We start from the raw sequence: 21584 nt of genomic DNA on the forward strand, positions 1-21584 counted from the left end.
CCGCTCCCTTCGTGTCATCTGTCGTCCAAAGCCGTGGGACAGGAGATTAACGCATTGCCACCGGTTGATATGACGGCGGTCGGTGGTGCTGGGTGCTGGGAAAACCGCTACAAGGACGCTGGCATGGGAGCCCTCCTTGCGACCCAGCGTGAGTCGGGCAAGAATGCGCGCGTTGGTTGATCCTTGGTGCTGTGGGTTAGGAATGTCCATTCTTGTTACCGGCGGAGCCGGTTATATCGGAAGCCATGTCGTCCTCGCTTTGGTCGACCGTGCCGAGGACGTCGTCGTTCTCGACGATCTCTCGACCGGCTTCGCAGATTCCTTGCATCCAGCCGCCCGGCTGGTGGTGGGCGACGTGAGTGATGCTGCGCTCGTTGCGCGCCTCGTCGCCGAATACGGAATCACGGAAATCATTCATTTTGCGGCAAAGATCGTCGTTCCAGATTCGGTTTCCGATCCGCTTGGCTATTATCTCGGCAACACGGCCAAGACCCGCAGCCTGTTCGCAGCCGCTGTGGCCGCTGGGGTGAAGCGCATTATTTTCTCATCTACGGCTGCGGTCTATGGCGACCCTGGCGCGGGTGTGATTTCGGAGGATCATCCGGCAGCCCCCATCAATCCCTACGGACGCTCGAAGCTGATGAGCGAGTGGATGCTGGCAGACACCGCCCGGGCCCACGGCCTCCAATACACGGTGCTTCGCTATTTCAACGTCGCGGGGGCTGACCCGGAGGGCCGCGCCGGCCAGTCCTCCCGCCAGGCCACCCACCTCATCAAGGTGGCGAGCCAGGTGGCAACTGGCGAGCGGGCCGGGCTGGAGATATTCGGCACCGACTATGCCACGCCCGATGGAACCTGCATCAGGGACTACATCCATGTTTCGGACCTGGCCCGCGCCCATGTGGCCGCGCTCAATGCGCTGCGCGCGGGGGGGCAAAACCTGACGCTTAATTGCGGCTACGGCCGCGGTTATTCGGTGCGGGACGTCGTTGAAGTGGTCAAGCAGGTGTCCGGGGTGGATTTCCCCGTGAAGATCTCTCCACGGCGCTCCGGCGATCCGGCGACGCTTGTAGCAGGCGCGCAGCGCATTCGTGACGAACTGGGCTGGGAGCCTCTGCTTGACGATTTGCCCACCATCGTTCGCCACGCACTCGCCTGGGAGCGGCGGCTCGGACGGGGGAAGGCGCAGCAATCCCCTCAGGTGGCGACCGTCTGAACGGGGCGCCTTTCTGGTCGGATTGCTGATGCCATCAGGCGGAGGCTTGCGGATTTCCGCTTCAAGCCTCCGCGTGTCTGTCACTTGACCTGCAACAGGGTCACGGCAAGGGACTTGAAAAGGAGGCTGGCGTACGTGGGGGGCACGAACAGGATCAGGCGGCACCTGTTGGATTGGAAGGCCGTGAGATCGAGCGGGTAGGCCTGTTGCGTCCTTGTGCCATTCGTGTCGATGGCTATGCCTCCAAGGCTGATATCTTGGTAGCCATCCTCGACGAATATCCGGAAGACCCCCTCGAGGATGGCCTCCGAAGGCTGCGGAAGATAGCTGGACTGGATATCAATCAAGAGCCCCCTGCAGGCACCGACGGACGTCGGATGGAACAGGAACTCGATCGTCCGCCAGTCCGAATCCGCGCATCCCGTCAGATCGACGACGATGTTGTCGTCCATCTTCAAGAGGGCAACTGCCTCCTCCGCGGCAGGGCCGAAGCTGAAGCAGACATTCGGGGCGACTTCGGCGTAGCACGCGACCTCGCGCCGGGTTGCGGCATCTATCGTCAAGGCTTCGGTCGAAAGCTCCGCCCGATGGGCACCTTCAAGCGTCCGGTTCTCTAGCTGGGTCAACAAATCGCTGCTCGCTCTCATCGCGAGCAGCTTCGCGTCCCGCAGGATGCCTATCGTTCTAACCTCGGAGATGCCGAATACGGTCGAGCGGCTCTCGATGAAGAAGATCAGCTTTGCGCCGGACGCTCCTGCCAGGGCGTCCTGAATCTTCTGGGAGAGAACGACCGGGAAGGCGTGGGTCGTGGATGTGGCATTGAACTCCAGCTCGGCGGAAGAGAAATCCACCCACCGCCCATCGGGATATGTGACTCTCAGGACGGAAAAGACCGAAACGGATTTGACGGAGAAGGCATCCAGGATTGAGACGAAAGTCGAAGTCTCCCGAACATCGTCGATATCGAGGGTGATTTCGATCGTCAGCCAGTTCGCGTCTTCCAGCTTGCGGGGCTCGATCTCAATGAACACGTTGCCATTGAAGGACTTGCGCGAGATCAGGATGCCCGATTCGCGGCCCGGCTGGGCGTCGAACTCAACCCGGACGTTAGGGGTGAGATCGATCCCTTGACGGAAAAAGCGAGGCTTGTCCCCGACCAGGGCGAGCCCGTTCATAAAGGAGGCGGCGAACAGGGTCTTGGCGTCAATCGCACTCACGGAAGCTTTCCTTCCAATATTCATGCTGGCTCGGATGTCCCGTATCGGGTCCGGATGAGAGGGGCCGGGACATGCCGGGCACCCGAATTAAGCGACAAGGCAGGAAGGGGGCTTGGTCCCGTGCCCCGATCCCCCCGGGCCGCAAGGGCCTGGATCACTTTTGGAGCGTGCTGGGCTTGCCAGCGACATGGTAGAAATTGTTGGGACCGTTCGCATTGAGAAAGGCGACCAGCTCGGCGCCCCAGCGGTCGTAGAGAGCCTTGTGTTTCGAGGTGATTTTCTCGAAATTGAGGTCCCACAGATTGACCTTGGTCCGGAAGATCGAATTGCTCCGGATGCGGTATTCAAACAGGGCCTTCGGGATCATTATTCCGTACTGGCCGTTGGCGATCAGCTTGATTACGCCTTCCCAGTCATCAAGGAACATTCTCAAATCCGGGTCATGCTGCCCGAATTCGATGAAGACTTCCCGACGATAGACAAGAGATTGGCAGTTCGTCTGATTCATCACGATTTGAAGGGGCGGCTCGGCATTCGATGTGGCCCAATGCCGGATCCTGCCGGACTCATTGAAATCCTCGATCCAACATCCCACGAATGCGACGTTCTCGTAATGGTCGAGGATTGCAGTCGCTTGCTCGTAGTAGGCGGGCGAAACGAGATCGTCAGCGTCCAGCAGCGTCAGGTAGCGGCCCTTGGCGTGGCCTGCGCCAAAATTGCGGGCCGCCGCGACGCCGCCGTTGGGAACGTTGAAGATGCGGAGGACTTCGGGTCCGAGCCCGTGGCGCCGATGGAGGCCGTCAAGCTTGGCGAGCGCGTCGGGGCTGGTGCTGCCGTCATTCACGAGAATGATCTCGCAATCCTCAAGATGGCTTTTCCGGATGCTGGCAATGGTCTCGTCGATGAACTCGTGCATGTTGAAATAGGGGATGACAACCGACAGTCGCGGGCCGTCCCCTTCAATCTGGCTGTGGCTCGCACGCCCGGATACATCTGACGGCAGCGAGAACGGGAAGTGTGTGCGGCTCGTCGAGAGTGTCTCGACGAAGGCGCTCTTGGCAGCGAAGAATTTCTGGGGGTCGCAATGCTCGGCGACTGCTGCCCTTGCGGCAGCGCCAACGGCGGCCCTCGCCGCGGGCTTAAGCTTGATCACTTGGGAGACGGCGTCGGCCACACTGCGCGGGTTCTCCACATCGCAGAGGTAGATTGACTTCCTGTCCTGCGCAATTTCGCGAATGCCGCCGCGCTTGCCGGCGATGCAGACTTGCCCGGCCCCCATGGCCTGAAGCAGGGAATAAGGGAAATTATCGAATACCGAAGGGTGCAATTGGGCATAGGCGGTGCGCGCCTGCTGCTCAATATAGGATCGCGGTCGCAGCCCTTCGTAAATGATCAGCCCGTCCGAAAAATATCGGGAGAAACGGGACTGCAGGAAAGTGAGATAGGACCCACCAGACGGACTGAAATGGGTGTCTGATCCGTAGATCTTCAGCGGCGTGCGAACGCCCTGGTCCCAGAGCAGGGACATGCCGCGAATCGCATGTTCGATGCCCTTCCAGTAGGTCAGGCGCGAGGCGATATAGACGTGATCGTATTCTATCCTGGGGCCGGGGGCGGCCCCGGGCGGCGGGAGCTCATATGGATTGGGAATCACCGTATGCCGAGGCAAGTCGGTGAGCAGATCGGGCTTCAATTCATCGAGCAGAGCCTGCGAGGGTGAGACGAGCCCGTCACACGCAAGCATGCACCATCGCTCCATGGTGCCGTGCCAATAGGCGGGCAGGCGATAGATCGGCCTTTGATCGAGTCGGTCGATGAAATAGGTCGGTGTGTGCGCCGTGACGACAATCGGGATGTCTTTGAGATATCTGTTGAGGCACAGCCGATTTTGGATCGTGACGTAGCCGATGCCGAAGCCGTCGGCGAATTCGAGAAACGACGGACGTCCGAGGCGCGCGAACAGACCGCCCGCCCGGGAGGCGAGAAGTTCGGCTATCCGGGAGAACTGAAGCGAGGTCGAAACCCATTCGCCAATCTCATCCCCATGCCACGACTTCCTGGGATTGATGCGAATCAGGATAATGTTGTCGGCTAGCCATTCCTCTTGATAAAGTCCATCGATCGAATGGGAAATGGCAAATATTGCGAGGGAATGGGTCTCGTTCTTGAGATATAGATTTGTAATCTGGCGCATGTATTCCGAAAGGCCGCCTCCAAAATCGGGCGGATATTCGAAAGTGAAGTACCAGGCGTTCAATGTAATATCCCCGCTTCAGATCTCTGGAATGACCTCACCGTCGCATGGTTGTTTGGCAAAATTATAACTGTTGCAACCTGGCGTCTTTTTGCCTCTACACATGTCCGAACTATCAGACATCCTCTGGGCACTTGCATCAGCGCTATGCTTGCACGGCAACTTGCGTCATCGACGAACCGGTCTCGGAATGGGGTTGTAGACTTCTTAGGTTTCGCCCGTTCCGTCAAGGCGACGGAATGATCTGCGGCGGATGGGCGCAGCATGCTACCACGCAATGCGCCTCATGGGCAGGCACGTCCAGCGGTCGGGAAGACCGTCGCCGCGCCCCGCGCGGGGATGTCGGAGGCTGCTGGTTGATTGCGGCTGCAACCTCACCGGTATATCTCTCCCGAGTTGTACGTTGGGCGCCTCGTATGGTGACCAACGGTCAATCAACAGGGTTGGTTGGGGTGTGGTCGGGGGCCGGGTCATATGAGCTTTCTCCGGGAGGGCGTCGCGCCGTTCGATTGCTCCATCGTGTTGACTGTGCATGGCGAGCGCCATCTGTTGACGCGCAGCCTAGCCTCGCTCGATGCAGCTGCCCTCTACGCCGGCGATCTCGGGTATCGCTGCGAACTCGTCGTCGTGCATGACGAGACCGATCCACTGACGAGCACGATCGCGCGGACCTATCCATTCAAGGGGTTCGTGGCCATCGAGCATGTGGTGACGGAGCATCGTTCGCTCGGTCCGGCACGCAATTCAGGCGTCCGTGCCGCACATGGAACCTTCATTGCCACGGCTGATGGCGACGATCTCGTTTCGATCAACATGCTGTCCGAGATGCTGGCCCAGGCGAGCGTGGCGGGCGAGCGAACGCTGATGTTCCCTGAGTTGCTCATCGGCTTTGGTGCACAGGATTTTATCGGCCAGTATTATTCGTTGGACGATGAGATCAAGCTAACTTTCCTTGCCGCCCATCCTTACGTGTCGCGCGTATTCGGTCCGCGCTCCTATTTCCTCGCGCATCCTTATGCAGATGCGCGCGTGAGCAGCGGCTATGCCTACGAGGACTGGCATTTCAACGCCGAAGCGGTGGCGCGGGGAATGGACCTCCATGTCGTTCGCAATACAGCGCTGTTTTACCGGAAGAGGAGGGGGAGCCTTCTCAATGAGGCGAATGCGAAATCGGTACGCCAGACACCGCCGACACTGCTCTTTCGCCCGGACGTGTTCCTCGACGTGATGGCGGGCGCCTACGACACATATTGTGCCGCGGACAGGCGTCCGGCCTTGCGTCCGGCGATCCACCTGCCCCTGAGCGACAATCCCGTCTTCTGCGAATTCATCCTCGCCGCCAATGCCATCGAGCCGGCTGTCAATCCTTCCGTGATTGACCAGTCCGCCTATTTCACTGCCCTTGAGTGGTCCAACGCCGAGGTCGGGGCCGCATACTTCGAAATTTGCCGTCTCATCGGAGCGGCCACGTTCACCGATATCTTCCTGTTTCCCTTCCTGCGCCATGGCGGGGCGGAGAAGTACATTGGGGATGTGATGCGGGCGCTTCTCGAAGGCGATCCGGCGCGGAAAATTCTGGTGCTGCTCGGGGAGGCTGACCCCAATCTGAACATGGAGTGCCTGCCGCCTGAGTGCGAGGTGGTCGATTTCAAGGCCATCTGGCCTGATCTTGAAGACCGCTTCGTCGATCTCATAACCCTGCGTCTGATCGAAGCCTATGGCGATGCCACGATCCATCTGCGCCAGTCGGTTTATGCGGAGCGTTTTTTCTCAGCCTATGCGCCCGTTCTCGGCGGACGCAGAACGATCTTCTACCGCTTCTGTGACGAGTGCTCCTATGTGAAGGGCGAACAGGTGACGGCGCCCTGGGGCTTTTCCTTCGTCGATGCGCATGTCGAGCATCTCTTCCGCATCGTCAGCGACAATGGCAGCGTGGTCGAAGCCGATGTGCGCAGGCTCGGCGCCTACGCCGATCGCTATGCGGTGATCTATGCACCCCAGCCGGTTCGGTCGGAACCGCGGGCTGGCGTGGGTCGGAGGGTGCTCTGGGCTTCGCGACTCGTGGCGCAGAAGCGGCCGGAATTGATCGCCGCCATCGCGGATTCGCTTGCCGCTCGGGCATCGGACATCGTGATCGACGTCCGTGGCGACGGGACTGATTTTGATGCCGCGATGTTCGCCGGCAGGCCCAACATCGCTTATGGGGGCCCGTTCGCGCGCTTCGCGGATGTGGTGAATTCCGAGCATTTCGCCTTTCTCTACACCAGCGTGTTCGACGGACTTCCAAACGTCCTGCTGGAGGCCGCAGCCTGGGGCCTGCCTTCCGTCGCTCCGCACGTCGGGGGCATTGCGGAGTTCGTGGTCGACGGCGAAACCGGCATTCTTCTGCCATCGGGGCCCGACGATGCGGCGCTGGCGGCAGAGTATGCCGATGCGCTGATCGCGCTGGCGGAGGAGCCGGAGCGGCGGCGCAGGCTGGCACTCGCTGCTCAGGAGCGACTGCGGCAGAAACATGCGGCGGAGGTGCACCGGGGAGCTGTGCTGCGGCTGTTCGGCGTCGAAGAGCCGGGTCAGATCGAGGCGGCAGCGCAATGAACGGTCATGATGCAACGATCCGTGCGTTCCGGCGGCGGCTGATCGAGTATGGTGTGCTCATCCGCAACCTGAATGATCGCGTTCGGGTTGCCGCCCGCGAGAAAAGCGAGGTGGCGGCGGAAGTCGATCGCGCCCGTTTCGACGCGGCAATTCTCGGCAACAGGGTGCATGTGCTTGAGAGCCGGCTGTCGTCGCGCCTCACGCTGATCAAGATTCTGCTTGGGCTGCATCATCCGACCCGTGACGAGGAGGTGGATGCCCGACTGGAGATCGTCTCGGGCGCCACCCATGCGGACGGCGTGTATCGGGTCACACCCTTGGGGGGCGCGATTGAGCTGCGAGGTTGGCTCAAGGGGCCAGCGGCAATGGGTGGGGCCGCTTTCCTCCGAGTTGGGACGCGAACGATCGCCTGCGAGAGGTTTCCCCGCGCAGACGTGGCCGGCACGTTCGGTCTTGATCCGACTATCGGCTGGGGGTTTTCCGCTGTGCTGCCGGCGGCGGACGTACCGTCCGTTGACAGCGCTTGTTGGATCCTGCTCGGAGACCGGCCGGTGAAGTGCCTCGGCCACCTCTCCCGGACAGCGGGCTGACGCGCCAAATTTGGCGCGCCGGGTCAGCGAGGAACCTAACCCCTATGCCGGCTGCGCGGCGATCCACCGGCCCGCGCTGAGGAGCGACTGGTTGATGACCTGGTGCATGTCCAAATACTGGTAGGTGCCGCAGCGGCCGATGAAGGTGACGTGGGGCAGCTTGGACGCCTCGGCCTCGTACTCGCGATAGAGCCGATCGAAGCGGCCATCGTGAGTCTTCACCGGATAATAGCGCTCGTGATTGTTGTCGTGGTAGTCGCACGGCTCTTCGACGGTGCGCAGCACGCGCGGGCCGGAGGCCTCCAGATGGCCCGGAATGTTGTGCCACCACGTCTCGCGGGTATAGGGACCGGCATCCGTATAATTGATGGTGACGTGAGGCGATGCCTCGGCGGTCGGAATGCTGGTGGTGTGGAAGCGAATGGAGCGATACGGCAACTCGCCATGGGCGAAGCCGAAGAATTCATCGATCGCCATGCTGTTGAAGCAATGATCGTAGCCGTCCAGCATGGCGTGGCTGAAGGGCACGCCGAGCCTCACGGTGATGGCCGGATGATCAAGGATGCGCTCGAAGATGGCGGTGTAGCCGTCTTTCGGCATGGCCTGGAAGGTGTCGTTGGTGAAATAGCCAGCCTCGCGGGTGGTGCGGATCTGCAGCCGGCGGACCACGGCGGCGTCCATCTCCGTCAGGTCCATGTCCCACATCTTCTTGGTGTAAGGGCGGAAGAAGAGGTTGGTCAGCTCGGGCCCGATCGTGGAGAAGAGGTGGTCTTCCGCATTCACCACCGGATCGCGCGGAACGCTCACGGCGGCAAGCTGGCCGGCGACTTCCTCGGGGGTGGAGAGTGAGAGGCCGAACAGTGCGTTGACGGTATCGAGATTGACCGGCATGGGCACGAGCCGGCCATCCGGAAGGCGGGCGACGACGCGATGTTCGTAGGTCAGCCATTCGGTGAAGCGCGAGAGCCAGTCCACGACCCGCTGGTTGGAGGTGTGGAAAAGATGCGGCCCGTAGCGGTGGATGCGCACACCGGTCTCATCGACGCTGTCGAAGCAATTGCCGCCGATATGGGGCCGCGTGTCGATGACCTCGACGGAGTGGCCGGCTTCAGCAATCTCGCGCGCATGAGCGGCGCCCGCAAAGCCTGCACCTACAATCAGGACCTTCGCCATTTAAATCTGTTCCCTGAGATTCGGCATGGCAAGGCGATGCCTTGTGCCAAACCTGTGTTGATACTAAGGTGCGGGTACATAATCGAATTTATATTGCATTTCTTTGTCTAATTGCTCGCTTATTTTTTTTACATCATTTTCTGTGTAATATTTCGTCTCTGTGTCGGCGATGAAAAATAATATTTCGCGTCCATCGTCGCTCGTCAGTTTCATGTTATTGTCAATAATGACGCCAAATTTATTTTCCGGAAAGTCGCCGCAATCAGAATACTTCCAATGTGATGCGACCATATTTTGGGCGATATCATCCATTGGGCTGCCAAGTCCTCGAATTTGGTAGGATACCATTACATCGAGCGGTGCAGGGTCGGGTCGAGGGGCGTCGATTATGCGCTGGCACAAGTCCGTCACGTCGACATTGGAACGGAAAAGCTTGAACTGCTCCCATACGCCGCCCCCTTCAGGGAACATAAGGAGGTCTTTGTCCTCGTTTTCGATGAGGTGTCGCTCTAGCGCAGAGGGGTTAAGGAGGACGTCATAATCGACCCACCCCCAGATCGCAGGCGTCGGGGTATTATCAAATCGAGTGAAGAGAGGCTTGAGGCAGCAAGCGTTCCACCCAGTCAATTGCTCACGAAAAAAATCGGGGTATTTTTCGATCAGCTCTGCATGGCTTGAAACGTGGAAGTATGGGAAAAATGCACGAAACCAATCCAGTAATTGAGTGTCGATTATTTCAATATTTGATGTGTCTGGGTGAATCATTTCACGCCAATTCTCCGCCTGGTCTGTAAACAGGCGAAAATTGGCAAAGTCGGCACTCGCCCAATTGGAGAATATAAACCGGTGCATTGGCTTTGGCGCGCCGAATGCCAATGAATAGATCATGCAGGTTGGCTTGGTCATTCAAGTCCTCGTTCGTTGTGTATATTTATGGTTGGTTACGAGGTGCTCATTTCTATGCGGATCCGATCCGCCGCGCGACAACCACAAGAGCCAAGCCAAAAAAAGACATGCCGAGGACAATAACAAAAAGAAGGGAAGGATCGTAAAACGAACTTTGATATTCGTCGAAATAGGCGACTCGCACGCCGTCGACGATCTGGCATAGCGGAAAATATTGAAGGATCGTCTGCAGCCGTTCTGGCAAGCTGGTTGGAAGATACAACACGCCGGAGGATATCCAGAACAGCGGCCCCAGAAGACTGCCAGCCATGATGAGCGGCATCCAAAGGAGCCCGAGCGAGGCAAAGATCAGCCCGGTTGCGATGCCAAGGAACCAAGCCGCTATAAGTGCATAGGTGAAGCCGGGTAGATGAACCGGGCTCACATCGTAGCCGAAAATGGCGAGCGTGGAGATCATTGAGACCACCACCAGCGTTCCTGACGCAATCTCGACGGTCGCTCGCGCAAAAAGGATGTCGAAGAAATCGACTCCGGGGAAATAGAGCAGGGGCTTGTTCTGCTGGATCGATAGCATCATCTGGCGGTGGCAGTAGAACCATAGCACGAAAGGCAGGATGCCCGTCATCAGGAAGGTCAGGGGACGTCCGCCGATGGGGGGGATCCGGCCGATGACCGTCAGGATCGCCAGCGCGATGCCGAGATGACCGAGGGGCATCACCAGACTGAGCAGGAAGCCGGCATAGCCGGAGCCGAACCGCGTCTGAAGGTCGCGCATGACGAGGGCGCCCACCACGCGCGCATGCATTGAAAGCGCGGTGGACCAGCTCTCGCCGGCAAAGCGCGTGAGGCGGGCCTGCGTTTCGCTCATGGTCAGGCTTCCATCTGCTGGCGATGGACCTCGATGGCGTCGTTGATGTCCTCGAACATCATCAGCCGTCCGCGTTGCAGGACCAGCCCGGCATTGCAGTAGTCCTTGATGGTGCCGGTGGAATGGGACGCCATGATCATGCCCGCCCGCGCCCGGCGCTCGGCGAAGGCGCGAGAGCATTTCAGCTGAAAGCGCGCGTCGCCCACCGCGGTGATCTCGTCCACCAGATAGAATTCGAACTCGATGGCCATGGAGACGGCAAAGGCAAGGCGCGAGGTCATGCCCGAGGAATAGGTCTTCACCGGCAGGTCGAGGTCGCGCCCCAGCTCCGAGAAATCCTCCACGAAGTCGGTTACCTCGGTGATGTCCGCATCATAGACGCGGGCGAGGAAGCGGATGTTCTCGCGCCCCGTCATCATCGGGTGGAAGCCGCCCGCGAACCCCAGCGGCCACGACATGCGGACCGAGCGGTAGACCCGACCCGAGGTGGGCGCCTCGGTCCCCGCGATGATCTTGAGGAATGTGGACTTTCCCGCGCCGTTCTGTCCCAGCAGGCCGTAGCTGAGCTTGGAGTTGAGGCGAACCGAGATGTTCGAGAACACCGTCTTGCGCTGAAAGTGGGTCCAATAGGTTTTGGTGAGGCGATCGATGACGATCATGTCGCGCCTAGCTCCTCAGCTGGCGCGCCAGCTCGAACCCGGCGAGGATCACGAGCCAGATCACACAGAACAGCGCGGCTGCCGCCACCGGCATCCAGAAGCGGTTGGGGTAGTCGGCCTCCTGGGCGAGAACCGGATTGACGAAGGCTGCCAGATACATGCCGCGACGTTCCGCGTTCACCCGCGCCTGCTCCAGCGCCTCGGCGGCGGTCGTGTACTGGCGTTCGGCGATCTGCCGTTCCAGCTCCAGCGTGTCGTAGCGGGTCATGACGGCAGAGAGCGTATCGCCGGCGGCACCGGTGCGGGTGGTCAGCCGCGCCTTCAGCGTTGTGATGTTGTCCTTGATCGCCTGGCGCCGTGCATCCAGCAGGGTGAACTGCGGCGCGTCGGGACTCAGGGTACGCCGCGCGGTGCCGATCTGCTGGTCCACGAGCGTAAGGTCGCTCTCAAGCTCGCTGATGAGCTTGTCTACACCTTCATTGGTCCGCACCGGATCTATGACGCCGACCTCGTTGCGCAGGTCGCGCATGGCGGCACGCGCCTTGCGCAGCCGCTCCTGCGCCCGTTCCAATTCCGCTTGGTTCTGGGCGATGGCGTCCTTCCGGGTGCGCTCTCCGAGCTTGTTCACCATGTCTTCCGACAGGCTCACGATGGCCCGGGTGATGCGAAGCGTATCCTCGGGACTGAATGCCCAGACGCGCACCGTGATGATGCCGGACGTACCCTCGATGCTGGTGTCCATCTGTGCCCGCCAGGCGCGCTCCAAACGCTCCACAGGACGAGACGGATTGAAGCGGGAAAACCAGTCGATGTCGGGCTTGGATAGCAATTGGCGCAGGCCGACCTTCTCGTCGAGTGCCTCCACCATGGCGAGGCTTTTCACGAAGTTGGAGATGATCAGCGAATCCTGAACCTCGGCCAGTCCTTGCAGGGCGGACAATCCGCCGATTCCCTCCAGCCCGGAATGCTCCGATGTGCGCACCGCAAATCGCGCCTCCGAGACGTACTGTCGCGAGGCGATAAAGACGAAATAGATGCTGGCGAGCAGTGTGGGTACAAGGACGAGGACGATGAAGCTCGGCCACAGGGGCAGCCGTTGGGGGATGGCGGCAAGCGCCTCGATGCCCCAGAAGCCGGCATCCGCCCGCCGCACCACAGGCTGTCGCCTTCGTGCCTCGCGAGCCCGCTGGCGCAACTCCTCGCGTACCCGCGCATTGCGCTTCACCAGCGATTCGGTCAGCTCGTCGCGTACAGATAAATTCTGTGTAGGCGAGACGGGTTGGCTCACCGCCTCTTCCTCCCTCTGGTAACGCTCCGTCGGAGCTTCAACTTTCAAGTGCGCTTCAGAGCCGCTACTAGCATTCCGATGCTTGCCATGTCTATCTTACCTTATGGGGCGCGCGTGCTCCAGCGGTGCCATAGGATGTCGCGCCTGCGAGGTCGCTCCCCCGCGATGCTGCCCGCGCCAAACACATTGCCATACCGATCGGACCCCGTCGTCTGCTATGAAACCATGCCTGTCCGTTCCGCCCGCCGCCATGGATCTTGCCACAGGAGTACCAGCGACCGTGGCCGGTCAGGAGGGCGAGGCTGCGGCAGCAGAAGCGGGCGGCCTCGCGAAAGAGATTGCCGACCTCCGACAGCAGCTGGCCGACATGCAGGTCCGTTCTGACCAGCTCTTGCACTTGATCGAGCAATTGCAGGCCCGGCAGGAGCGGACGCCGGTCCTGCCGCTGCCGCTGGCGCGGCTCGGAACGCTTATCTTCGAGCCGGGGCCATCCCTTGCCTTCCTGAAGGAGATGGGCACGCTCGCCGTTGCCACGGGAACGGAACTGCGGCGGGATGAAGCGGGCCACTGGCAGCCGCAAGTCCGCTGGGGGAAGGCCGGCCGGAACCTGATGCGGGACTTTTCCCGCCTGGTCTTCGGACAGCGGTCCGTCGTCTATCGCGTGCGCCTGCAACAACCCGCCCTGCCTGACCGGCCCCGGGTGCTGCATGTCATCCCGAATGTTTTCGTGGGCGGTTCAACCCAGCTCGTCGTGGACCTGATGGAAAGGCTCGGCCACCGGTTCGACATGCGGGTTCTCACCGCTGCCCTGCCGCCCCACGGCCGGCACGAGGGGATGGAGGTGGACGTCGTCCCACTCGGATCGCCGGCGGAGGACTTTGCCGCGGCCTACGCGCGGGTGCGGCCTGACATCATCCACATTCATTATTGGGGCGAGAGCGATCGGCCCTGGTATCTCAGCGCGCTGGCCGCGGCCCGCGCGACGCAGGCTGCCCTCGTCCAGAACGTGAACACGCCCGTCGAGCCGCTGCGTGATCCGCGGGTGGGGCAGTATCTCTTCGTGTCGAATTATATCCGCGCCACCTTCGCTCCAGACGTGACCAATGGGAAGGTGATTCATCCAGGCATTGATCTCGATCGTTTTGCGCCCCGCCGTTTCGCGCCACAAGCGGAAGATACGATCGGCATGGTGTACCGGCTGACCCGGGACAAACTGAGCGAAGACTCCCTTGACCCGATGATCGACGTCGCCCGCAGACGGCCGCGCACGCGTATCCTCGTCGTCGGCAACGGCGATCTGCTCCCGGTTTTCCTCCGTCGCGTCATTGATGCCGGCGTTCGTCAGAATTTCGAGTTCACCGGCGCGGTTCCCTATGGGGACCTGCCAGAGATCTACAGCCGGTTCCGGATTTTCGTAGCCCCCGTTGTGCGAGAGAGCTTTGGACAGGTCTCTCCCTTCGCCATGGCGATGGGGCATGCGGTGGCCGGCTTTAAGGTGGGCGCGTTGCCGGAAATCCTCGGCGGCTCACAGACCCTTGGTGCCGACAGGGCCGAACTCGCCGACATCCTGCTTCGGCTGCTGAACGATCCTGCGGAGGTCGATGCGCTTGGTGCCCGAAACCGTGAAAGGGCGGGCGTCTTCGCCGTCGAAACCATGGTCGAAGCCTATGGCACCGTGTATGCGGAAGCGCTTCAAGCCAGCCGAATTACCCCCTGCGCGTAGCTGTCGCCTTTTACCCGCTCTTTACCCTGGTGGGTGATTTTGTGAGTTGCGGGTGGTGGTGGTGCCCGCTAATGTTGTGAAAAGGCAGCGGGTCGATGAGGGAAGAGCTGCGGCTGACGCACGCGGGTTCTGCTGTCCGCCCATCTGGACTAGCGTTGTCGGAGCGTTTCGTTCCGCACGATTTGCGAGGCGCGGTGCGCCTCGCCGCGAGGCAGTGATGGGGGCATTGGTTGTAGGAGGCGGGGGGCTGATCGGCCGCCGGCTGTGTCAGGAACTTGCAAGACGTGAAACGCAGATCATCGCCACATCGCGAAGCGTGGCGGACGCGCCGAACGTGCGAGGCGTGTCTTGGAAGAGCGTCGACCTTGCCACCTTCGATGGCTGGGGAGACCTGCTGAAAGGGGTTTCCACCCTTTATCATCTGGCTTGGTCGTCCATTCCATCCACCGCGGTGCTCGACCCCGCGCGGGACGTTCTGGAGAACGTGGTGGGCACCGTCAGGATGTTGGAGGCGGCACGCGGTGTGCCTGGCCTTCGTATCGTGTTCGCTTCGTCGGGTGGCAGCGTCTATGGCACCCCCGAGCACCTTCCCATCAGCGAAGATCATCCCACCCGGCCCATCAGCGCCTATGGCGTCTCCAAGCTGACGGTGGAACGTTACATCGAGATGTATCGGGATCTGTACGGCGTCGATGGCATGTCTGTACGGATCGGCAACTGTTATGGGGCCCGCCAGCATGAGAGCAGGGGCCTCGGCGCAGTCACCCTGTTTGCGCGCGCCGCGTTGAGCGGGAAGGCGCTGCAGCTCTATGGAAGTGGCGAGGTCGTTCGTGATTACGTCCATCTCGACGACGTCGTAAGTGCGCTCATCGCGGCGGGAGCCGCGCGGCGGGTGACGGGTCCGATCAATGTGGGGTCGGGCAGGGGGCACTCGCTCAAAGAGGTCATTGGCAAACTCGAGAAGAAGCTGAACCGGACCCTTGAGGTGCAGCACGTGGCCCCGCGCCACTTTGATGTCTCCACCTCCACGCTCGACATCCACCGTGCCAGCGAGCGTCTCGGCTGGGTGCCGAGGATCGACCTGGATCTGGGTATTGATCTTGTACTGGCGGAGCTTCGCGCAGATCTGGAACTGGAATGCGGATCGCCCTATTCGTCCATTGCTACTACCCAGAACATTTCTACGGGACAGAAAGCTATACCCGAACTCTAGCGCGGGAGCTTCTGGCACTCGGCCATGAGCCGGTGGTCGTCACGGCGACCTTTGCGGGGGAGCCGCGGCAAGAGGATTTCATCCAGCGTTACGCGATCGATGGCGTCAGAGTGATCCGGTTCGATCGCAATCGTTTTCCAGATCGGGGACTGCGGGACACTTTTCACCTGCCGGACCTGGCCACGGTACACCGTACGCTCCTGGACGAGATCCAGCCGGACATCATCCATGTGTGTCACCTGCTCAACCACACATCCGCCTTGCTTGATGTCGCGAGAGGCACGGGGAAGCCAGTCGTTGCCACCTTCACGGACTTTTTCGGCTTTTGCTTCAACAACAAGCTGAGCACGGTGGACGGCACGCGCTGTGCTGGACCGAACCGCAGCCGCTCCAATTGCGTGGCCTGCGCCTATTTCTCGCATGATGGAGCGCGGGCGGGTTTTGGGCGCCGCATCGCGCGCATAGCCGTTTCAGAGACGGTGGCTCGGATGCCTCGCCTTGCTCCCGCGAACTGGCGCGCCAACGTCGCCGCATTGAAGGAGCGGCCGGGGCACCTCTCGGTTGCCTATGGCGCTTACGCGGGGGCGCTGACGCCGACCCGTTTCCTGATGAACGCTTACCGGGCCAGCGGCCTCACGGTGCCGCTGGAGCTTAGCCGCTTTGGGATCGATATCGACCGCTCGGACAAGCCCCCAGGCCCATCCGGCCGCACTCGGCTTGGCTTCATCGGCCAACTGGCCCGTCACAAGGGGCTCCACCTCCTTTTGTGCGCCATGAGGCGCCTTGATTCCAAGCAGTTTTCACTGGACGTCTATGGCGACGAGACCATGGACCCCGCCTATGCGCGCGAGGTTCGACAGCTCGCAGAGGGCTTGGAGGTCGTCTTTCGCGGGACATTTCCAGTCGAGCGGACCGCCGAGGTGCTTGCCGCCATGGATGTGCTCGTCATCCCATCGACCTGGGTCGAGAACAGTCCGCTGATCCTTCTCCAGGCGCTCGCCACCCACACGCCGGTGGTGATCTCGGACGTCGAGGGAATGAACGAGTTCATCGAGGAAGGGCGCAACGGATTCGGGTTCACCCAAGGTTCGGACGCGGCTCTGACCCGCGTCATCGGCCGCTTTGCCGCGGAGCCGGGGCTGGCACGGGCAATGAGTGCCTTGACGCAATATGAACGCACGTCACGCCATATGGCCGCCGACGTTGTGCGCTTCTACGAGAGCGTCCAGGCGAAGAGGCAAGCCACATGACTATCTCGATTGAGGGCGACAGGGTCGCGGCGGGTTCGCCGAGCAGCGAAGGCATCAACGGCGATCTGGAAAGCTGGCTTGCCCTCAACCTCCCCGTCGATGGTATTTGGGCGCCAGAGGGCACCATCGCCCCGTGCCCTCCGGAGCCTTTGATGTACCGGACCTCCGGGTTGACCGATCCGTTCGGTTTCGCCAGCCATGGCGTGCATTTCCTGCGTTCGCTCAGCGCCCTGAGCCCGGTTCCCCTGAAGGATTTCCGTGCGGTTCTGGATTTCGGCGTCGGGGCGGGTCGTATTGCGCGGATGTTTCATGGGTTCCGGGGAACCTATGTGGGCGTGGATATCGATGCCGATCTGGTCGCCTGGCTGAACGGCCACCTTGGGCATGTGAAGGCTATCAAGACCGAGCCGCGCCAGCGATTGCCGCTCGCCGACAACAGTTTCGACGCTGTGATTTCCATCTCCGTCTTCAGCCACCTTGCCGAAGCGGATCACCGCTTCTATCTGGGCGAACTGGCCAGGGTGTGCGCGCCCGGGGCCATCCTGATGTTGTCGATCCATGGCCAGCGCGCTCTGGATCGGGCACTCGGGGAGGAGATGATTTTCGATATGCTGTGCATCCCGCGTCCCAGCCTCGAGGAGGTGGAACGCCGGTTCGCAAACGGACCCTGTTATGGATTCATTCGCCAGAGCGGGCACTTGTCGAGCGCCACGTATGACTACGGCATCACATTCATCTCCGAGCCTTACATAAGGGCGGAATGGACACGGCACTTCGACCTCGTGGATATTGGGATCGGAGCGCTGCATGACTTTCAGGACGTTGTGGTGCTCAGGGCGAGGTAAGGATGGCTGGATTGCCTGCGGCACCGCCGATCCGGGCGCTGATCGAGCGCAGCCGGGCCCTTGCGGTGCGCCCGTTTATCAAGCCTGGGCTGCGCTGGCGTAGACTTCCACGGACGTATGGTAGCGGGGCCACGGCCTCGTCGCGGTGGTTTGCGCTGCTGCGCCTGACCTTCCTCGTGATGGTCATCGTTCCAGCCGCGGCGAGCATGGTCTACTGCACGATCATCGCCAGTCCGGTCTACGTCTCTGAGGCGCGGCTTGCCATTCGGGAATCCCTTGGCACGCCGGTCTATGATGGCCTGGACACCAATGAGGCGAAGGGGGCGGCCGCGAGTGTCGCGCGCGGCCTATCGGCGCTTCTCGGCGGCCTGGGCGGGGCCTCGCGGGCACAGGGACCGTTTGTTTTCGCCAATTACGTCACGAGCCTCGACTATGTGGCGAAGCTCGACGCTGATGGATGGCTGCGGCAGTTCTTCACCGGCCCGGATATCGATTTCTGGTCGGCACTCCGGAGCAACGCAACTGTGGAGCAATTGGCGCGCTATTGGGGCAAGCATGTTACCGCGACGGTCGACCGGCGGTCGGAAGTCGTGCTGCTGCGCGTCCAGGCGTTCAGCCCGGAGGCCGCGCAAACTTTGGCGGCCCGTATTCTCCTGGACGGCGAGGGTGTTCTGAACAAGCTCGCGGCGCAGTCGCGGATGGATGCGGTTCTCCGCGCGAAGGAACAGCTCGATGCCGCGACGAAGCGCTATACCGAGGCTCTGGTGCGGCAGCAGCAATGGCGCCTCAAGCGTCGGGCCGTCGATCCCGCCCAGGCCGCGGATGCCTTGAGCATCAGCCTGCTCCGGCTTGAGCAGGAGCGTATCGCTGCGGACCGGGAGATCCGGGCGCTTGAGCGCCTCTCAGTGCCCAACGGACCGACGCTCGGGGTCCTGCGGGACCGGGTCCGTGCCATCGAAAGCGAGATCGCCACCTTCAAGGCGAATCTTTCCGGAGGGGGCAGCAGCACGGCCGTGGCGGCGCTCGCCGCGTACGAGGAATCGGAACTTGATGTGCGGTTTGCCGAGACCCTGCAATCCATAACCCTCGCAGGCCTGCAGGAGGCGGAACGCCGGGCTCGGGCACAGAGTACGTTCATCAATGTCTACATCGCGCCAAGCCTGCCGGAGACGTCGGCCGGCCCGATCTGGTGGCAGACCGGCTTCTTCGTGTTCGTCTTCTGCGGGATTATCTGGATCAACGTCATGATTCTTGTCGCAGTCGTTCGCGATCATCGCCGCTGAAGGGCGCGGTCTTCCGCGCGGTACGTCCAATCCGGAGTGGAATTTTGCGCTTCAGCATCGACGAGGATGCCGGTACCCACATCGTGGGATGGATCATGCCCGACCATCCTTCGGCCACGCCCCATGTGAAGATCTTCACCGGGGGCGAAATGCGCCGCGTTGTCCCGGCGACCGTGTTGCGGCCTCTGTTACGTGAGCATGGGCTGCATGACACGGGCATCTGCGGTTTCTACATCGACGAGCAGCATGTTCCGGGGCTCGCGCAGATTCCCGATGTGGAGTTGCATGACGAGGCCACAAACGTCCGTATCTATCGCCGCCGTCCGAAGAGCGCGACTGCCGAGGGCAAGCTGTTCCGGCTCGAAACCCGTCTGTTGCCGCAAGCGGCGCTCAACGAGCCGCTGCAGAACCTGTTCCACATGGTGTTCACACGGCTGGAACGGACGCCCGAGGAGGCCGCGCGATCAATCATCGCGCTGCCCTTCTCGTCATCGGTCTATTGCACCGGCAGGCTCTTCTTCCGCTCCTACGAGCCATTGCTCCGGCATGTCAATTTCACCTGCTCGGTGCTGATCCGTGATCCGTTCGAGGAGCTTGCCGAACAATTGCTCGTGCTGCGTTGGGCGGTAAAGACTCCCAACCTTGCCTATTCCGTGCTCACGGAGGCCATGCGTCCGCTGCTCGACAGCCTGGCGGGTGCGACGGTCGAGGAGATGAGCGACCTGGAGACCTGGCTTGGGACACTGACATCGGCCCAGCGCAAGCTCTTGGTCAGCCCTCTCACGCGCTTGCTGACATGTCTGACATCAGACGATCAGCTGGAGCCGTCAGCCGTCGAAAAGGCTCTGCAGACGCTGTCAGAAATAGATGTGGTCGGTCATTCTGACGAGGTCGATGTCTATTGGGAGACGCTCGCTGCCGTGTTGGGAGTGGCCCTGCCGCCGCCTCCACAGCTCGTCTGGTCACGCCAGGTGGGGGAACTCGCCGATCTGGTGCGCGACTGGCCGAGCGCCCAGGAGCTTCTGGCCATGGATGCCGAGGTCTATGCCGACGTCGGCGACGCTTTTCGGCGCGCCGATGACGTCGTTGAGGAAGCGCCCGCAGAGGTGATATCGGCGGATCCGCCAGGAACCTGATCGTCCCATCCGGCCGGGCGGGACTGGCAGAGGGCTCACCGGGTGCGGGCGTAGATGCTGCCGACGTAGAGCGAAATCACGGCCCAGGCCGTGGCGAGGACAGCGAACACGATGCTGGCCTGGAGCAGGGGCGAGGGGAAGATTTTCTCGTCCGGCATGGTGGGGGCCATGAATGTCAGGATGTAGACCTGCTTCTGGGCTTCCTGGGTCCGCGCTTCCATAAGTTCCAGTTCCGCCTGCCGAAGCCGTTGCTCAGCCAAGCGGCGGTGCACCTCCAGTTCAGCTCCGGCGATCAGGTTCGCCGTCGATCCGGCGTCACTGGACGAGGAACCCAGGAGTTCGGAATCGAGCGTCTTAATCTGCTCATCGACCGTCCTGAGCCGCTCCTTGAGGGCTCGCACGACCGGCGAGTTCTCATCGAGGCGCATACGAGCCGCACTGAGGTCGGTATTGATCTCGGACCGCTGGTCCCTGAGGCGGGCGATCACGGAATAGGACTGAACGGCGCTGCGCAGGGGGTCGAGGGTACCCTGGGTGTTCCTGAAGGCTTCGAGTTCGCTGCGCACGACAGCCAGATCCGTGAATGCGGCGCGCTCCTCGATACCAGCCTGGACGACCCGGTCGCCGCGATTGCGGATGGTGAGGTCATTGGCAGCCTGTTCGGCCTGCCGGATGACGGCTGCGGCCAACATGGCAGCGCTCTGGGGACTGAAGGCGCTCACCTTCACGGTGATGACGCCCGAGGTCGATTCGAGCGCCACCTTGACCTGCCGGTTCCAGTAAGTGACGAGCTGATCCTCGCTGGCCGTACGGGACAGGCCGAATATGGGATCATGGTCGGCGGAGGCGAAGATGCGGCGCAGATCCATCTGTTGTTGCAGGATGCCGACCAGGGTGCGGCTGCGCAGGTAGTCAACGATAACCTGTGCTTCCTGACTGTTCGGAACTTGCGGAACGCCGCCGATCGGAGAACCACCGCCGGCCACCTGCTCGAGGTTCCCGCGGACGACGAGGCGCGCCTCGGACAGGAACTGCGGCACCGCGAAGATCGACAGATACGCAAATGCGATCAGCGTGGGCACGAAAACGCCGACGAGGAAGCCTAGGGCGGCGAACTGACCGCGCGATAGCCGCGCCTGAAGGATTGTCGTCCGGTCTAGGGCGCTTTCGGGCTGCGGCTGGACCAAGCCGGTACGCGGGGCTGCAACGGCGGTTTCGCGCCGCTGCAGCCCCGGTGCCAATCGCTTCACAAGGGTCTTCAGCGCCGGTCCGGGTCGGACGTGCAGCATCCCGCGGGACAGAATGGAGCCATTCTGCCGGTCCAGGTGCCCGCTCTCCCGGGTTGCATGCGCCGGGGAGACCATGCCG

Annotated in this window: 17 protein-coding genes; 9 read left to right on the forward strand and 8 right to left on the reverse strand. The window is 61.6% G+C overall.

Going from position 1 to position 21584, the window contains the following annotated elements:
• Positions 1–202: 202 nt before the first annotated feature.
• Entirely contained in the window at positions 203–1216 is a 1014-nt protein-coding gene (galE, locus tag A37E_RS0119830; protein ID WP_029558209.1) for a UDP-glucose 4-epimerase GalE, read from the forward strand.
• Between the two features lie 80 nt (positions 1217–1296).
• Here the strand turns inward: galE and A37E_RS0119835 are convergent, their stop codons facing one another.
• Together A37E_RS0119835 and A37E_RS0119840 are read right to left on the reverse strand one after the other, a co-directional pair.
• Complete coding sequence (locus A37E_RS0119835) at positions 1297–2433, reverse strand: hypothetical protein (RefSeq protein ID WP_029558210.1); 1137 nt, start codon at positions 2431–2433, stop codon at positions 1297–1299.
• Between the two features lie 154 nt (positions 2434–2587).
• On the reverse strand, positions 2588–4690 hold the full coding sequence (locus A37E_RS0119840; protein WP_029558211.1) for a glycosyltransferase: 2103 nt from the start codon (positions 4688–4690) through the stop codon (positions 2588–2590).
• Between the two features lie 471 nt (positions 4691–5161).
• Here A37E_RS0119840 and A37E_RS26115 point away from each other — a divergent pair, with 471 nt between their 5' ends.
• Both A37E_RS26115 and A37E_RS0119850 read left to right on the forward strand, forming a co-directional pair.
• A complete protein-coding gene (locus A37E_RS26115) occupies positions 5162–7282 on the forward strand; it encodes a glycosyltransferase (protein WP_051679200.1) in 2121 nt (706 codons plus the stop codon).
• Positions 7279–7872, forward strand: coding sequence for a hypothetical protein (locus A37E_RS0119850; RefSeq protein ID WP_029558213.1), 594 nt, complete (start codon positions 7279–7281; stop codon positions 7870–7872). The genes A37E_RS26115 and A37E_RS0119850 overlap by 4 nt, the downstream gene beginning before the upstream one ends.
• A 42-nt stretch (positions 7873–7914) precedes the next feature.
• On the opposite strand, the gene A37E_RS0119855 is transcribed toward A37E_RS0119850, so the two are convergent.
• The 5 genes from A37E_RS0119855 to A37E_RS0119875 all read right to left on the reverse strand — a co-directional run bounded on the left by A37E_RS0119855 (position 7915) and on the right by A37E_RS0119875 (position 12766).
• Entirely contained in the window at positions 7915–9045 is a 1131-nt protein-coding gene (locus A37E_RS0119855) for a UDP-galactopyranose mutase (RefSeq protein ID WP_029558214.1), read from the reverse strand.
• Between the two features lie 63 nt (positions 9046–9108).
• Positions 9109–9951, reverse strand: a complete 843-nt coding sequence (locus tag A37E_RS27070) for a hypothetical protein (RefSeq protein WP_156026389.1) — start codon at positions 9949–9951, stop codon at positions 9109–9111.
• Positions 9952–10003: 52 nt separating this feature from the next.
• Positions 10004–10819, reverse strand: a complete 816-nt coding sequence (locus A37E_RS0119865; protein ID WP_029558216.1) for an ABC transporter permease — start codon at positions 10817–10819, stop codon at positions 10004–10006.
• Positions 10820–10821: 2 nt separating this feature from the next.
• Entirely contained in the window at positions 10822–11478 is a 657-nt protein-coding gene (locus tag A37E_RS0119870; protein WP_029558217.1) for an ABC transporter ATP-binding protein, read from the reverse strand.
• A gap of 7 nt (positions 11479–11485) precedes the next feature.
• Positions 11486–12766, reverse strand: a complete 1281-nt coding sequence (locus A37E_RS0119875; RefSeq protein ID WP_156026390.1) for a hypothetical protein — start codon at positions 12764–12766, stop codon at positions 11486–11488.
• 280 nt (positions 12767–13046) lie between these two features.
• Between A37E_RS0119875 and A37E_RS0119880 the strand changes: the two genes are divergently transcribed.
• The 6 genes from A37E_RS0119880 (at position 13047) to A37E_RS0119905 (ending at position 20216) form a co-directional block, all read left to right on the forward strand.
• The gene (locus A37E_RS0119880) at positions 13047–14489 is read left to right on the forward strand and encodes a glycosyltransferase family 4 protein (RefSeq protein WP_038193433.1); all 1443 of its coding nucleotides are present in this window, start codon (positions 13047–13049) and stop codon (positions 14487–14489) included.
• 217 nt (positions 14490–14706) lie between these two features.
• Positions 14707–15702, forward strand: a complete 996-nt coding sequence (locus A37E_RS0119885; protein ID WP_051679201.1) for an NAD-dependent epimerase/dehydratase family protein — start codon at positions 14707–14709, stop codon at positions 15700–15702.
• Positions 15627–16952, forward strand: a complete 1326-nt coding sequence (locus A37E_RS0119890; protein WP_029558221.1) for a glycosyltransferase family 4 protein — start codon at positions 15627–15629, stop codon at positions 16950–16952. The genes A37E_RS0119885 and A37E_RS0119890 overlap by 76 nt, the downstream gene beginning before the upstream one ends.
• A complete protein-coding gene (locus A37E_RS26120) occupies positions 16949–17797 on the forward strand; it encodes a class I SAM-dependent methyltransferase (RefSeq protein ID WP_051679203.1) in 849 nt (282 codons plus the stop codon). Before A37E_RS0119890 ends, A37E_RS26120 begins: the two co-directional genes overlap by 4 nt.
• A 2-nt stretch (positions 17798–17799) precedes the next feature.
• The gene (locus A37E_RS0119900) at positions 17800–19080 is read left to right on the forward strand and encodes a hypothetical protein (RefSeq protein WP_029558223.1); all 1281 of its coding nucleotides are present in this window, start codon (positions 17800–17802) and stop codon (positions 19078–19080) included.
• A 44-nt stretch (positions 19081–19124) separates the two neighbouring features.
• On the forward strand, positions 19125–20216 hold the full coding sequence (locus A37E_RS0119905) for a hypothetical protein (RefSeq protein WP_029558225.1): 1092 nt from the start codon (positions 19125–19127) through the stop codon (positions 20214–20216).
• Between the two features lie 35 nt (positions 20217–20251).
• Here A37E_RS0119905 and A37E_RS0119910 read toward each other — a convergent pair whose 3' ends face one another.
• A complete protein-coding gene (locus tag A37E_RS0119910) occupies positions 20252–21580 on the reverse strand; it encodes a hypothetical protein (RefSeq protein ID WP_029558226.1) in 1329 nt (442 codons plus the stop codon).
• Between the last annotated feature and the right edge of the window lie 4 nt (positions 21581–21584).

The organism is Xanthobacter sp. 91, assembly GCF_000702385.1.
Taxonomy (GTDB): domain Bacteria; phylum Pseudomonadota; class Alphaproteobacteria; order Rhizobiales; family Xanthobacteraceae; genus Xanthobacter; species Xanthobacter aminoxidans.